Origin of the sequence: Psychroserpens mesophilus (assembly GCF_050617655.1) — a bacterium.
GTDB lineage: Bacteria > Bacteroidota > Bacteroidia > Flavobacteriales > Flavobacteriaceae > Psychroserpens > Psychroserpens mesophilus_A.
The window spans coordinates 1-13,848 of sequence record NZ_JBODQC010000004.1; the positions used below are offsets into that span (position 1 = coordinate 1).

Sequence of the window (13,848 nt, forward strand, 5' to 3'; positions counted from 1 at the left end):
TACTGGTTTGTGGTAGAGTACCTGGAACCTAATACATTAGAACAAAAAGAATTTAAAGCCCATTTCACCCTGAAAAGGTAGGTATAGGTTACAAGTTAAAAACAAAAAAGACTTTATATTTTATAAAGTCTTTTTGTGTTTGATAATACTTCAACTTAGAAGAGCCCAAAGTATGTTTTTGAATGTCATTTATTTTTGAAAAAACACTAAATAGAATCTAATATTTTAAAACCTATTTTGAGTATTCATCAATTAAAGGTTAAATGCGAGTGAAAGAGTAACGTTAGAATTAATAGCATCAATTGTTGCTGCATCAGTTAAGCCTACAGAGTATAGAGGATTGTTTACTGTTCTTTCTGCTTGATCAAATGTTATATCTAATCTGGTATTACCAAAATGATATCCTAACCCTACAGAATAGCCTGTCAGGTCTCCAACAAAAGAGTCATCTTCATATGGACTTTCCTCAAATCGATAACCACCTCTAAAACTAAATTGTTTAAACTTGTATTCACCACCAAATCTATAGGTATTTGCAGCTTTAAATGTATTACTTATGATCTCATTTTGAGAATTAAAAAAAATGTCATTTTCAGGTCTAAATTCAATGTTTGAATAGTCTCTTCTAGAATAATCAAAACTTAATAAACCTTTGTCTCCAAAAACATACGCTAAACTTCCGGTAATTTTACCAGGAGATCGTAATCTGTATTCAGGAAAAATATTAATGATATTAGGATTTACATTAGTAGTAAAACTACCATTAATATCATCAACAAAAGTAGAAAGACTTTGAGTAGTCTCTTCATTAATTCTAAACCATGTTGGCGAATTATAAGTAAATCCAGCTCTTAAATCTTTAGTTAGTTTAAGAATAGCTCCTAACTGAAAAGAAAATCCGTTACCAGTAGTTAGCAAATTGTTTTCAAATCCAACGTTAGTAACTAATGAGCCTGGGTTTGAATTGGTTTCTCTTAAAAAAGTAAACTTATCATAATTTATAAAATGTGCGTTTAAATTAATACCTAGATACAATCTGTCTTCATATTGAGCAGCAGCATTAAAACTTACTTTACCGTTATAACCACGTGAAATATAGTCATACTGTTGATTAAATGTACCAGGTGTTAAGTTTGATGTATAAATGGTATTAGCGTCTGTGTTATTTGCTGGTTCTAATATATAAGATTCATAGCCTAAAAAAGCCTGTTGGTTTCCAAAACCAAAAGAAGAACCAATTTCAGAATAAGCCTGAGAGATTGTTTCTCCAGTGAATCTTGATATTTCATCAAGTCTTAAGCCTTGTGCATAAGCTAAAAAGTAGTTATCTATAGAATTTGTATTATTACCACTAGCGAACCACTGGTTATCGTGATTGGCTGTTTTATCATAAGCGAAACTAATGACAAATTTTTTCCAAGAAGAGTTGTCATCTGTATTAGCGAAAACGAATACACCACCAGCTTGATGTAAATCTATTTTTGAATCTGACATAGAATTTGTTTGATTGAAAAAAGATACATCATTGTCTATATTTAAATTAGAAAGAGATAATGAAGCATGGCTTCTGTTAAAGACAGCAGATCCTGCAGGATTTAAATTAACAGCCGACATATCACCACCCAGAGCGCCAAAAGCACCACTTAAAGCCCTAAAACGAGCACTACCTTGTATGTCATCTTGAGAGTAGTTAAGGGCATCAGAGATGTCTTGAGCGATGAGATTAGACATAGATAAGACACCTATCATTAATATAGTTAGCTTTTTCATATTGGGATTTTTAATTGTTGAAAATTGTAATTTTATTATCTACGACGACTAGAGCCACCACCTCGGCTACTTGACCTTGAAGTTCCTGAAGACCTAGAACTACTTCCAGAGCTTCTTCTTACCGAAGAAGAACTGCTTCTCCTTGGAGTAGTAGACATTCTTGAATTTGATCTTGTACTATTTGAACGTGGTCTGGTAACATTACTTCTACTTCTTGTAGTATTCGTTCTTGGTCTAATAGCATTATTTGACCTGGTTCTTGTTACATTGGTTCTGATTGTAGACCTAGTTCTAGAATTGTTCCTTAAAGATGTCGAGCTTCGTCTTGACACAGTAGAAGAATTACGACGTGATATATTAGAAGTATTTCGTCTTGTTATTGAATTTCTATTACCATAGGCTAAATTAGAGCCTCTTCGTCCAGAATTGTAAGCTAATCCATGGTTGTTATAATAATAACCACTGAATCCTGGAGGACACCAAAAATTGTTATATCCCCAACCGGTATTCCAACCCCAACTGTTCCAGCCCCAGCCAAAGCCAACATTCCAACCCCAATTGTTATATCTCCAACTATTCCATCCCCAATTATTCCAGCCATAATTCCATCTCCAAGCACTATTCCATACCCATGGATCATAAAAGCCCCAGCTATTGTCAATGTAATTAATTGTTACATTATTACTTGCTTGTCCCCAACCAGCATGTTCACTCTGATTGCCTTCTTCAAGATTTTCATCTGAATAATCTCCTTCATAAGAATCGATATCAGTAAAAATGACGCGTTCATCATCTGGAATATCACTGTATTGATTTGCTTTTTCATTAAAGTAGTTTTTGTAATAACTATTGTTTTCAGTATCTGTAGATGGAGTTGCAGATTCAGAACCTGCTTCTTCATAATAAACTTCACGATCGCTGTAAATACCATCACTTTCATAACCAACATATTGGTATGATCCACAAGAAGCTAAAACAAATGTGAAGCTAAGTGCAACAAAAAATGGCAACTTCTTTATTATGTAGTTGTTGAATTGCATATTTATAGGTTTTTTTACTGTTGAACATTACAAAAATAGTCAGTTTTCATGAACTATTCTTTTATTTAACATAGTCACAATTTTTATGCCAAAAACGTGTATTTTGTTGGAAATTTAATAAATATGTTGCTAGAGTCGTATCAACCGTTTAAATATTTAATAATGTTTGAATTTTTAAAAATTAAAATAAATCAAGATATACATAAGCTTTGTTTTTATTGTAGAACATTATAAAAAATAGTTAGTTTTGCTAAATTAATTTCAGATTCAATAATCACAATTTTTTGTGCGAATATTATAATAATGAGTAAAAATCTTACAAGTAGAGCCGAAGACTATTCTAAATGGTATAATGAATTAGTTGTAAAGGCTGATTTAGCTGAGAATTCTGCAGTTCGTGGCTGTATGGTTATCAAACCTTATGGTTATGCTATATGGGAAAAAATGCAAGCAGAACTTGATCGTATGTTTAAAGAGACAGGTCATCAAAATGCATATTTTCCACTTTTTGTCCCTAAAAGTCTGTTTGAGGCTGAAGAAAAAAATGCTGAAGGGTTTGCGAAAGAATGTGCAGTAGTAACACATTACAGGTTACAAAATGATCCTGACAATGAAGGTAAACTTCGTGTGGATCCGGAAGCAAAGCTTGAAGAAGAGTTGGTTGTAAGACCAACGAGTGAAGCAATTATCTGGAATACATATAAAGGTTGGATTCAAAGTTATAGAGATTTGCCAATATTAATTAATCAATGGGCAAATGTTGTAAGATGGGAAATGAGAACACGTTTGTTTTTACGTACTGCAGAATTTTTATGGCAAGAAGGTCACACAGCACATGCTACTAAAAAAGAAGCTTTAGTGGAAGCAGAATTGATGAATAATGTTTATGCTGAGTTTGCTGAAAACTTTATGGCAATTCCAGTTATAAAAGGAGTGAAAACTGAAAGCGAGCGTTTTGCAGGAGCTATAGAAACCTTTTGTATTGAGGCTTTAATGCAAGATGGAAAAGCACTGCAAGCTGGTACATCTCATTTTTTAGGTCAAAATTTTGCTAAAGCTTTTGATGTTAAATTTACAAATAATGAAGGTCAGCTAGATTATGTCTGGGCAACGTCTTGGGGAGTTTCAACACGATTAATGGGAGCTTTAGTTATGACTCATAGTGATGATAAAGGTTTGGTATTGCCTCCAAATTTGGCTCCTTCACAAGTAGTTATTGTTCCTATATATAAAACAGATGAGCAATTAGATGTGATTACCAGTAAAGCCAATCAAATTATACAAGATTTGAAGGAAAAAGGGATATCTTGTAAGTTTGATGGTAGAACAACACATAGACCTGGAGCTAAATTTGCTCAACATGAATTGCAAGGTGTGCCTTTGAGGATTGCTATCGGTCCTAAAGATTTAGAAAATGAAACAATTGAATTAGCTAGACGTGACACTTTAACGAAAGAAATAGTTAGAATGTCTGATTTAGTTTTTAAAGTTGAGAGTTTATTAAAAACAATACAGGATGAATTATTTACAAAAGCTTTAAATTTTAGAGATTCACATATAACTGAAGTTGATGATTTTGAAATCTTTAAAAAGGTTTTAGAAACTAAAACCGGATTCATTTCAGCACATTGGGATGGAACTTCGGAAACCGAACTTAAGATTAAAGAGCTCACAAAAGCAACTATAAGATGTATTCCAACTAATTCAAAAGAAGAGCAAGGAAAGTGCGTCTATACTGGAAAACCTTCAAATAGAAGAGTGTTGTTTGCCAAAGCTTATTAATTTTTTTTTAAAAAACTTTAGTAAGGTGTTGCAACATTTAAAAATAGTTGTATTTTTGCATCCGCAATGGATAATTGCATGTTCATTTGAAATGTAAGTTTATTATTAAACAAATTATAAATTTACGATTGAATTTAAATCAAATGGCCCGTTCGTCTATCGGCTAGGACGCATGGTTTTCATCCATGTAAGAGGGGTTCGATTCCCCTACGGGCTACAATTTTTAATAAGAAAAAAAATACAATGGCAAATCATAAGTCAGCTTTAAAGAGAATAAGAAGTAACGAGGCAAAGCGTTTAACTAACAGATATCAGCATAAAACAACTCGTAATGCTATCAAAAAGTTACGCGAAATGGAAAAAGCTAAAGATGCAGAAGCTTTTTTACCTACAGTTATTTCTATGGTTGATAAATTAGCTAAGAAAAATGTTATTCACGATAACAAAGCCGCTAATTTAAAGTCTAATTTAATGAAGCATGTTGCTACATTAAAGTAAGGTTTCCATTATTAAAACATTTTTAAAGCTTCTCTTTTGAGAAGCTTTTTTGTTTTTATAAATTAAAAACATACAGGTAGTATAAAAATAAAAGCCTTGATTTCATTATCAAGGCTTTTGTCGTGTATATAATTCTTTTAAAAACTATCCGTTCATCGATACTAAAAACTCTTCATTGTTTCTGGTTTGTTTGAAACGATCATTAATGAACTCCATTGCTTCAACAGGGTTCATGTCTGCTAAATACTTGCGCATTACCCACATTCTTTGAATCGTATTGTCTTCTAGTAATAAATCGTCACGACGTGTACTTGATGATGTTAAATCAATAGCAGGGAAAATTCTACGATTAGATATTTTACGATCTAATTGTAATTCCATATTACCAGTTCCTTTAAACTCTTCAAAAATCACTTCATCCATTTTAGAGCCTGTTTCAGTAAGCGCTGTAGCAATGATTGTTAATGATCCTCCATTTTCAATGTTACGTGCAGCTCCGAAGAAACGTTTTGGTTTGTGTAATGCATTGGCATCTACACCACCACTTAATATTTTTCCAGAAGCAGGCTGAACAGTATTGTATGCTCTTGCCAGTCGCGTAATTGAATCTAATAAAATAACTACATCATGACCGCATTCCACTAAACGTTTTGCTTTTTCTAATACAATATTTGCAATTTTAACGTGCTCATGAGCTTCTTTGTCAAAAGTTGAAGCAATAACTTCTCCGCGAACATTACGTTGCATATCTGTAACTTCCTCAGGACGCTCATCAATTAATAATATCATTTGATACACCTCAGGATGGTTTGCAGCAATTGCATTTGCTACATCTTTTAAAAGCATCGTTTTACCTGTTTTAGGTTGTGATACAATCATACCACGCTGTCCTTTTCCTATAGGAGAAAACAAATCCATAATACGAGTAGAAATTGTACTTTGCTTTTCTGCAATATTGAATTTTTCCTGAGGGAATAAAGGTGTCAAATGCTCAAAAGAAACACGATCTCTGACAACTTCAGGTTTTTGACCATTAATTTTGCTCACTTTTATTAAAGGGAAATATTTTTCACCTTCTTTTGGAGGTCTGACATGTCCTAAAACAGTATCACCCGTTTTTAAACCAAATAAGCGAATCTGTGATTGTGATACATATATATCATCTGGAGATGACAAATAATTGTAATCAGATGAACGTAAAAACCCATATCCATCTTGCATAATGTCTAAAACACCTTCACTTTCAATAATAGCATCAAATTCAAAATCTGGTTCTCTATAGCGATTGCGATTGTCTTTATTTCCGTTGTTTTTATGAGTGTTTCCATCTTTTTGACGGGAATTCGACCTGTTGTCATTGCTTTTTTGACGAGGGTTCGGTTTATTATCTTCTTTTTGACGAGGATTTGGCTTATTGTCACCAGAATTTTTAGAACGATTATCGTTGTTTTGGTTACTCTTTTTTGTATTCCTATTGTCCTTTTTATCGTTAGAATTAGTTTTAGATGGTTTAGCATCTTTTTTATCATCTAATTCCATTTTTTGTTGAGAAGATTTTGGCTCAGATTTTTTCTGAACACGTTCTCTAGGTTTTTTTTCTTGTGCAGGCTTATTTTGCTGTGCAGGTTTTTTTTGTTCCGTTTTATTGGTGTCTTTGATAACTTCTTTCTTAACCACATCAGGATTAGCTGCTTGAAAATCAAGTATTTGATAAACGAGGTCTAATTTTTTTAAACTGCGGTATTTAGGAACATTTAATTTTTGAGCTATATCCTGAAGTTCAGGAAGCTTTTTTGCTTTTAATTCGGAAATTTCGAACATGTATGTTTAATAATTAAGTTTTATAAACTGAGATTGATTTGTTTCTTACTTTTCTGAAAAATGTAATTAATGGGAAAAATTTGAAAAAAATCGGAAGATTTAATAAGCTGTTACACTGTTGGTAACAAATTATATATGCAATAATACAATTTTATTTTTAAAATTTAATACATCTTTTAAAAAGAAACTATTAATTTTGTGCCTCATTATTAATAATAAATGATTCAACGTATACAAACTATATACCTTTTATTATCGGCAGCTGTTTCTGCGGGTTTAATTTTTGTGTTGCACTTATGGACAAACAGTGATGATGTTCCTGTATTTGCAAAAGATGAATATTTGTATTTAGGTTTGTTTTTAGGATCTGCTTTATTATCTTTATTTTCAATTTTAAATTATAAAAATAGAAAGTTTCAATTTGTTTTGGGACGACTAAATATCATATTAAACTTTATTTTATTAGGATTTTTTGTGTATCAATTACTAATACCACCTGGAGAGAGTAACATTTCAGAGAAAGGTGTTGGGATATTCATACCTATTTTATCTATCGTGTTATTGGTATTAGCCAATAAAGCCATAAAAAAGGATGAAGAGCTCGTAAAATCTGTTGATCGATTACGATAAACCCTATTATCTTAATTATTTTAGTGCGTAAACCCAAGGTGAAGACCTTGGGTTTTTTTAATAACGTTTTGGAAATTCAATAACCTCCAGATTATCTATAGATTTTTTATCTATGGTAAATCGTAGCATTGTTCTTACTTTATGAAAACCATGCTTACCAACAGCACCTGGATTCATGTGCAGTAAGTTATAACGTTTGTCTGGTATGACTTTTAAAATATGTGAATGACCACAAATAAATAGTTTTGGTGGATTTGACTTTATCAATTCACGCGTTCTCAAATTGTATTTAGGAGGATAACCACCAATATGTGTTATTAAAACATCAACATCTTCACACATAAAGCGATTGTTTTCAGGAAACTCCAGCCTGGCTTTGTCGTTATCAATATTTCCGTAAACAGCACGCAAAGGTTTTAGTTTTTTAATAGCATCAGTCACTTTTAAGTCACCAATATCTCCAGCATGCCAGACTTCATCTGCTTGTTTGACATATTTTATAATGTCATCATCAATATAACCGTGAGTATCAGAAAGTAAAAGGATTTTAGTCATGAATATGTTCCACTAATAAGCAGAAATCTTTTAATTATGTTAATCTAAGTTGAATACAATTAAAACTAATTATCTTTGTGCTTTTACAAAAATACGAGTTTACTTGAGATATTTTATTGAATTATCATATAACGGGAAAGCCTATCATGGATGGCAAATTCAACCTAATGCTATTTCGGTTCAGGAAATTTTAGAAAACGCGCTTTCAACATTGCTTCAATCTAACATGTCAATAATGGGAGCAGGAAGAACAGATGCTGGTGTTCATGCTTCCCAAATGTTTGCACATTTTGACAGTAATCATTCAATAGATGACAATTTGGTATTTAAACTGAATTCATTTTTGCCAGATGATATTGCTATTCACACTATATTTCAAGTTAATGACGAAGCACATACACGTTTTGATGCGCTAAGCAGAACTTATATGTACAGGATTTCTCAGAAAAAAAATGTGTTTACGTCTGATTTTGCTTATACATTTCAAAATCATTTAGATGTTAAGGCCATGAATATGGCTTGTGATATTCTATTAGACTATAATGATTTTCAATGCTTTTCAAAAGTACATACAGATGTAAAAACGTATCATTGCAATATTATGTATGCACAATGGGATTATAAAGAGGATCAACTTATGTTTACCATAAAGGCTGATCGTTTTTTAAGAAATATGGTGAGAGCAATTGTGGGAACCATGATAAATATTGGTTTAGGAAAAATGAAGGTTGAAGATTTGCACAATGTTATAAAATCAAAAGATAGAAGTGAGGCAGGTTTTTCAGTACCAGCACATGGATTATATTTGACTAAAATTGAATACCCAACGACTATAAACAGTTAAATGGCTAACGAGAAGAAAAAAGTTTTTGATGTATCGCTTTTCAAGCGCTTATTGCAATACATAAAGCCATACAAACTTGTGTTTATCATCTCTCTGGTTTGTGTGATTGGTCTTGCTGGTTTTGGTGCTTTAAGACCTTACGTGCTTCAACAAGCTATAGACAAGCATGTAGCCTTAAAAGCTTATGATGGCTTTTTGTTTTATGTGATTATAATGCTAGTCTTATTGTTACTAGAAGTGGTTAGTCAGTTGCTTTTTATCTACTATGCAAGCTGGTTAGGTCAATCTGTTGTAAAAGATATCAGAGTAAGGCTTTACGAGCATGTACTACGTTTTAAAATGAAATATTACGATAAGTCTTCAGTAGGTGTGCTTATTACTAGAACGGTTACAGATATGGAACGAATTGCAGATATATTTGGTGATGGACTTTTTATGATTTTTAGTGATGTCTTAAAAATGTTAGTTGTTGGTGGTATGATGTTTTATATGAACTGGAAATTGAGTCTTATTGCTTTTGTAACGATGCCAATCGTATTGTTTGCAACTAAAATATTTCAGAAATATATGAAACGTGCTTTTGAAGAGGTGCGAACTGAAGTATCTAATTTAAACTCATTTGTACAGGAACGTGTTACTGGAATGAAAATTCTTCAGTTGTTTACACGTGAAGATACCGAATATAAAAAATTTAAAACCATTAATGAACGGCATAAAAAGGGTTGGTTGAAAACGGTTTGGTATAACTCTGTATTTTTTCCAATTGCTGAACTATTATCTTCCATTACCTTAGGAACCATTATTTGGGTAGGTGGTATTGGAGTTGTAATGAATAACACAGCTACTGAAGGTGATTTATTTGCTTTTATCATGTTTGTTCCCATGTTATTTAGACCATTAAACCAAATAGCCAATAAATTCAATACGCTTCAAATGGGAATGGTTGCAGCAGATCGTGTGTTTAAAGTGTTAGATACCACATCTCAAATAGATGATACTGGAACTGAAATAGCTTCAGAATTTAAAGGAGACCTTACATTTAAAGAAGTTCATTTTTCGTATGTTGAAGATGAAGAAGTCTTAAAAGGAATTTCATTAGATGTCAAGGCAGGTGAAACGATTGCTATAGTTGGTGCGACAGGTGCTGGAAAATCAACAATTATCAACTTGCTGAATCGTTTTTACGACATTCAAAAGGGAACCATTTGCATTGATGGTGTTGATATTAAAAGCTTGACTTTAAAATCGCTTCGCGCTCAAATTGCAATTGTTCTACAAGACGTGTTTCTTTTTGCTGACACTATTCATAATAACATCACACTTAAAAACCCAAACATTACTGAAACTCAGGTTCAGCAGGCAGCAAAAGATATTGGTATTCACGAGTTTATTATGAGTCTGCCAAATGGTTACCAGTATAATGTAAAGGAACGAGGTGTAATGTTGTCTTCTGGTCAGCGTCAGTTAATTTCTTTTTTAAGAGCTTATGTGACTAATCCGAGTATTCTGGTATTAGATGAAGCAACGTCTTCAGTAGATTCCTATTCTGAACAGTTAATACAAGATGCTACAGATAAAATCACAAAAGACCGAACATCAATTGTAATCGCACATCGTTTAGCAACGGTTCAAAAAGCAGATCAGATTATTGTGATGGATGAAGGACGCATTGTTGAAAAAGGCACACATGACGAACTTCTTAAAAAAGAAGATGGGTATTATAGAAATCTTTATGAGGTTCAGTTTTTAAAAGCCGAAGTCGTTTAATTTAATCTTTTGCCTGTTCTGCAGCTTCCAATGCAGCGCGTTGTGCTTCAATCATTTCTTGCATATCACCAGTAATAAGCATAATCGCTATTACGATTATTATTATAATCACCATCGCTATACCCAAAACAGCAAAAAACAAGAGTGTTCTTAGTGCAATCTGGGCAAAACTAAGCTGATATAAGCGTTTAAGAATAAAAGCTGCATAAAGTATCATTAACGGTAGAAATAACATGCTCATTACACCATTTGCAATGCCAAACATAGCAGCTATTATAATCACTATAGCTGAAATTAGAGAAGTCTGAGATTGCCAGTACAAAAAGACAACAATCAACTCGGTATAATTGAATTTATTTAAACCGATAAACGAAATTCTGGCAATGAGTGCATATATTGGAATATACAGCATCATGAATATGGACATGTACTCTTGAATAAAGCTTACGTTCTTTTGTTGAAATTCTTCCTGACCTTCAACGACAAAATTTGAAAAATCTAATGATTCCGGAAAAAACTTGTTTAAAATTAAGAGGTATAAACCAGTTAAAGTAATTGCCAATCCAAAGTAACTTATAGGATTTACATAGCGTTTTCTTACACCTTCTATATAACCACCAATGACAACTTCTGGTTGTTTAAACATATCGATGAATGTTCGTAAAAGCTTATTGTCGTAATTAAAAAATGTCTCACTGATGTGTTCAAATAAATTTCTGAACGTTAGGCGATTTCTAATCACTTTTCCGCCACAGCTATTGCAAAAATCACTTTGTTCAGGAAGCTTAGTATGACAATTTTTACAATTCATTGTTATTTAAAAAATTTAAGATAGATAACACCTACAATGATTCCTACAATAAAAATTAATAAGAATATGGCGCAAATTATAGCTATTGATAAGATAAAACGTAAAATGATTGTAATAACACTTAACTTATGGGTTTTGTAAAAAACAAATCCATAATAAAACATATACAATAGTGTTGAAAGGGTAACTAATACGCCTATGTTTAAGTCAAAAATGGCAAAAAATAAATAAGTAAAGAAAGAGAATAAAACATACTGTGCTGTTATGTACGTGTTTACAACTATATGCTCTGTAAAATTATATAGCTTTTCCTTTAAAAAAGCTAATCGGGTTACAAATGCAGTGAGTGGAATGCCTATTACGTATATCAAACTTTGGTACTCATTTATAAACGTATAATAGTTCGTCATGAATTTTTCCATATCATGTCTGCTTTCTTCTGGATACGTAGCAAAGTAGTTTTGCGTATCAGTAAATACAGATGTGAAAAAGTCAGGATAAAACTTATTTAAAATAAAAAGTTGTAACCCTAAAAGCGTAAGTGAAATTGCTAAATACTGTATGACATGAATGTACTTTTTTCTTGTACCGTTTATATAGCCATTAATTACTGCTTCAGGTTTTGTGAAAAGATGAATAAAAGTAACTAAAAAGGTATTGTCATAATTTAAAAATTGAGCACTAAAGTCTGAAAAAATATTCTTAAGAGTTAGTCTGTTACGTATGACTTTAGCACCACATTCTGGACAAAAATTATGGTGATCACTCAATACTGTGTTGCAGTTTTTACAGTTCATATCACACCAAATCTTTCTTTACAAGGTTAAGTAATTCGTCACTGTTATCAAACATTATAAATTCGCCGTTTTTTAAATAAGACACCTGACCTGTTTCTTCACTAACCACTAAAGCAAGAGCGTCGGTTTTTTCAGTAATACCAACTGCTGCTCTATGTCTCAACCCAAATCGCTGCGGAATATTTTTTTCATTATTTACAGGAAGTATAACACGTGTTGCTTTTACAGTGTTGTTATCAATAATAATGGCACCATCGTGTAGTGGGCTATTTTTAAAGAAGATACTTTCTATAATGGGTTGTGTGACTTTAATATTCATTTCATCTCCTGTGCTTACTAAGAAATCGAGGTTGTTATTACGTTCTAAAACGATAAGCGCTCCAGTTTTTGTGCTTGCCATCTTATGACAAGCTGCAACAATAGCATCCACATTAGTTTCAGTTTCTATATCGTTTTTGAGGAATTTCATTTTACTGAATAGTTTTCCTCGTCCACTTAAATTAGTAGAACCAACCATGAGTAAGAATTTTCGAATTTCTGGCTGAAACACCACAATTAAAGCAATGATACCAACCTTCATAAAACCATCAAAAATATTGTGAAGCATTTGCATTTCCATCAAGTCTGTGACTTTCCAAACCACATAAATAATGATGATTCCGATAAATATATTTATGGCAACGGTTCCTTTTACAAGCTTATAGATGTAGTAGAGTAGAATAGCGACGAGAAAAACGTCAATAAAATCTATAATCCCAAAATCCCAAAATTTGAATTTATCCAAGGCTAGCGTGTTTCTGTAAATGTAATAATTTATGATTAATAAATAAACTCGTTGTGTTCTACAGGAACACCAATTTCTTTTAAACTCTCAATTTTAGACTTAATGGTGATATAATCCTGAAAGCTTAATGTTGAAGAGTATAATAGGTAAAGCTTAAAATCTTGTTCAGATTTAAAATAGGCTTCAATTTTTGAAATCGCATCTTCAATAGTAGAATAAACATCTGTGTTTGAAATGTCTTGATGATACGATTCTAAACTAAAATCAGTGCTTGAAAATGCATTTAAGGCAACACTCATTTTTTCTGGACGCTTATTGTATTCAAAAAAATCTCTGAGCGACTTATTTTGATAAAATACATTTGTAAACTCAATAAAACCTAAATTTTGAATACTGGTATTATTGCAGGTAAAATAATTCTTTGCATTTTCATTTGTATGCATTTGAGCGTTACGTTTTTTGTTTTGCAAGAATTTTATTTTCGGAATGGCTTGCTCTAAAGTTAAACGTTTGTCAACATTAAACAGCCAGTTGGTTGTGCCAATTAAGTTTTTCCGGTTGAGTTCAATACTGTCAGGTTGCGTTTCGTCATAAAATAAATAGGCTGGCGACACATCTAAGACTTCAGTGATTTTTGATTGTTCAATTTCAGGTAATAGCACTTTTTTCTCATTTCCACATGAAAAGAGAATTAAAATAATTAGAAATACTGAATAACGCTTTATGTTCATGTTCATTTTCATTTTTAA

13 protein-coding genes and 1 tRNA gene are annotated in these 13,848 nt (G+C 32.2%); 6 read left to right on the forward strand and 8 right to left on the reverse strand.

Going from position 1 to position 13,848, the window contains the following annotated elements; translation table 11 throughout:
- Positions 1 to 252: 252 nt before the first annotated feature.
- Positions 253 to 1,770, reverse strand: a complete 1,518-nt coding sequence (locus ACRHNM_RS08645; protein ID WP_431135661.1) for an OmpP1/FadL family transporter — start codon at positions 1,768 to 1,770, stop codon at positions 253 to 255.
- A 35-nt stretch (positions 1,771 to 1,805) separates the two neighbouring features.
- On the reverse strand, positions 1,806 to 2,810 hold the full coding sequence (locus ACRHNM_RS08650; RefSeq protein ID WP_431135663.1) for a hypothetical protein: 1,005 nt from the start codon (positions 2,808 to 2,810) through the stop codon (positions 1,806 to 1,808).
- Between the two features lie 303 nt (positions 2,811 to 3,113).
- On the opposite strand from ACRHNM_RS08650, the gene proS reads away from it, so the two are divergent.
- The 3 genes from proS to rpsT all read left to right on the forward strand — a co-directional run bounded on the left by proS (position 3,114) and on the right by rpsT (position 5,090).
- A complete protein-coding gene (proS, locus tag ACRHNM_RS08655; RefSeq protein ID WP_431135664.1) occupies positions 3,114 to 4,592 on the forward strand; it encodes a proline--tRNA ligase in 1,479 nt (492 codons plus the stop codon).
- Positions 4,593 to 4,737: 145 nt separating this feature from the next.
- Positions 4,738 to 4,809: transfer RNA gene (locus tag ACRHNM_RS08660), tRNA-Glu, on the forward strand.
- A 26-nt stretch (positions 4,810 to 4,835) separates the two neighbouring features.
- The gene (rpsT, locus tag ACRHNM_RS08665) at positions 4,836 to 5,090 is read left to right on the forward strand and encodes a 30S ribosomal protein S20 (RefSeq protein WP_431135666.1); all 255 of its coding nucleotides are present in this window, start codon (positions 4,836 to 4,838) and stop codon (positions 5,088 to 5,090) included.
- 144 nt (positions 5,091 to 5,234) lie between these two features.
- Here rpsT and rho read toward each other — a convergent pair whose 3' ends face one another.
- The gene (rho, locus tag ACRHNM_RS08670; RefSeq protein WP_431135668.1) at positions 5,235 to 6,911 is read right to left on the reverse strand and encodes a transcription termination factor Rho; all 1,677 of its coding nucleotides are present in this window, start codon (positions 6,909 to 6,911) and stop codon (positions 5,235 to 5,237) included.
- A 219-nt stretch (positions 6,912 to 7,130) separates the two neighbouring features.
- Here rho and ACRHNM_RS08675 point away from each other — a divergent pair, with 219 nt between their 5' ends.
- Positions 7,131 to 7,541 carry a DUF4293 domain-containing protein gene (locus ACRHNM_RS08675; protein ID WP_431135670.1) on the forward strand — a complete coding sequence of 137 codons (411 nt, stop codon included), beginning with the start codon at positions 7,131 to 7,133 and terminating at the stop codon, positions 7,539 to 7,541.
- 57 nt (positions 7,542 to 7,598) lie between these two features.
- Here the strand turns inward: ACRHNM_RS08675 and ACRHNM_RS08680 are convergent, their stop codons facing one another.
- Positions 7,599 to 8,096: a metallophosphoesterase family protein gene (locus ACRHNM_RS08680; RefSeq protein WP_431135672.1), complete on the reverse strand. Its 498-nt coding sequence runs from the start codon at positions 8,094 to 8,096 to the stop codon at positions 7,599 to 7,601.
- A gap of 103 nt (positions 8,097 to 8,199) precedes the next feature.
- Here ACRHNM_RS08680 and truA point away from each other — a divergent pair, with 103 nt between their 5' ends.
- Together truA and ACRHNM_RS08690 are read left to right on the forward strand one after the other, a co-directional pair.
- Positions 8,200 to 8,940 carry a tRNA pseudouridine(38-40) synthase TruA gene (gene truA, locus ACRHNM_RS08685; protein WP_431135673.1) on the forward strand — a complete coding sequence of 247 codons (741 nt, stop codon included), beginning with the start codon at positions 8,200 to 8,202 and terminating at the stop codon, positions 8,938 to 8,940.
- Positions 8,941 to 10,707: an ABC transporter ATP-binding protein gene (locus ACRHNM_RS08690; RefSeq protein ID WP_431135675.1), complete on the forward strand. Its 1,767-nt coding sequence runs from the start codon at positions 8,941 to 8,943 to the stop codon at positions 10,705 to 10,707.
- A gap of 1 nt (position 10,708) precedes the next feature.
- On the opposite strand, the gene ACRHNM_RS08695 is transcribed toward ACRHNM_RS08690, so the two are convergent.
- The 4 genes from ACRHNM_RS08695 to ACRHNM_RS08710 are packed head-to-tail and all read right to left on the reverse strand — an operon-like array spanning position 10,709 to position 13,830.
- A complete protein-coding gene (locus ACRHNM_RS08695) occupies positions 10,709 to 11,518 on the reverse strand; it encodes a DUF3667 domain-containing protein (protein WP_431135677.1) in 810 nt (269 codons plus the stop codon).
- Positions 11,519 to 11,520: 2 nt separating this feature from the next.
- Positions 11,521 to 12,315: a DUF3667 domain-containing protein gene (locus ACRHNM_RS08700; protein WP_431135679.1), complete on the reverse strand. Its 795-nt coding sequence runs from the start codon at positions 12,313 to 12,315 to the stop codon at positions 11,521 to 11,523.
- A gap of 1 nt (position 12,316) precedes the next feature.
- The gene (gene cdaA / locus ACRHNM_RS08705) at positions 12,317 to 13,099 is read right to left on the reverse strand and encodes a diadenylate cyclase CdaA (RefSeq protein WP_431135681.1); all 783 of its coding nucleotides are present in this window, start codon (positions 13,097 to 13,099) and stop codon (positions 12,317 to 12,319) included.
- Positions 13,100 to 13,134: 35 nt separating this feature from the next.
- The gene (locus tag ACRHNM_RS08710; RefSeq protein ID WP_431135683.1) at positions 13,135 to 13,830 is read right to left on the reverse strand and encodes a hypothetical protein; all 696 of its coding nucleotides are present in this window, start codon (positions 13,828 to 13,830) and stop codon (positions 13,135 to 13,137) included.
- Positions 13,831 to 13,848 lie beyond the last annotated feature (18 nt).

What these genes read in the sequence shown, in the direction of transcription:
- ACRHNM_RS08645 (WP_431135661.1), bottom strand. Translation starts at nt 1,770, where the DNA reads ATGAAAAAGCTAACTATATTAATGATAGGTGTCTTATCTATGTCTAAT.
- ACRHNM_RS08650 (WP_431135663.1), bottom strand. Translation starts at nt 2,810, where the DNA reads ATGCAATTCAACAACTACATAATAAAGAAGTTGCCATTTTTTGTTGCA.
- proS (WP_431135664.1), top strand. Translation starts at nt 3,114, where the DNA reads ATGAGTAAAAATCTTACAAGTAGAGCCGAAGACTATTCTAAATGGTAT.
- rpsT (WP_431135666.1), top strand. Translation starts at nt 4,836, where the DNA reads ATGGCAAATCATAAGTCAGCTTTAAAGAGAATAAGAAGTAACGAGGCA.
- rho (WP_431135668.1), bottom strand. Translation starts at nt 6,911, where the DNA reads ATGTTCGAAATTTCCGAATTAAAAGCAAAAAAGCTTCCTGAACTTCAG.
- ACRHNM_RS08675 (WP_431135670.1), top strand. Translation starts at nt 7,131, where the DNA reads ATGATTCAACGTATACAAACTATATACCTTTTATTATCGGCAGCTGTT.
- ACRHNM_RS08680 (WP_431135672.1), bottom strand. Translation starts at nt 8,096, where the DNA reads ATGACTAAAATCCTTTTACTTTCTGATACTCACGGTTATATTGATGAT.
- ACRHNM_RS08690 (WP_431135675.1), top strand. Translation starts at nt 8,941, where the DNA reads ATGGCTAACGAGAAGAAAAAAGTTTTTGATGTATCGCTTTTCAAGCGC.
- ACRHNM_RS08695 (WP_431135677.1), bottom strand. Translation starts at nt 11,518, where the DNA reads ATGAATTGTAAAAATTGTCATACTAAGCTTCCTGAACAAAGTGATTTT.
- ACRHNM_RS08700 (WP_431135679.1), bottom strand. Translation starts at nt 12,315, where the DNA reads ATGAACTGTAAAAACTGCAACACAGTATTGAGTGATCACCATAATTTT.
- ACRHNM_RS08710 (WP_431135683.1), bottom strand. Translation starts at nt 13,830, where the DNA reads ATGAACATAAAGCGTTATTCAGTATTTCTAATTATTTTAATTCTCTTT.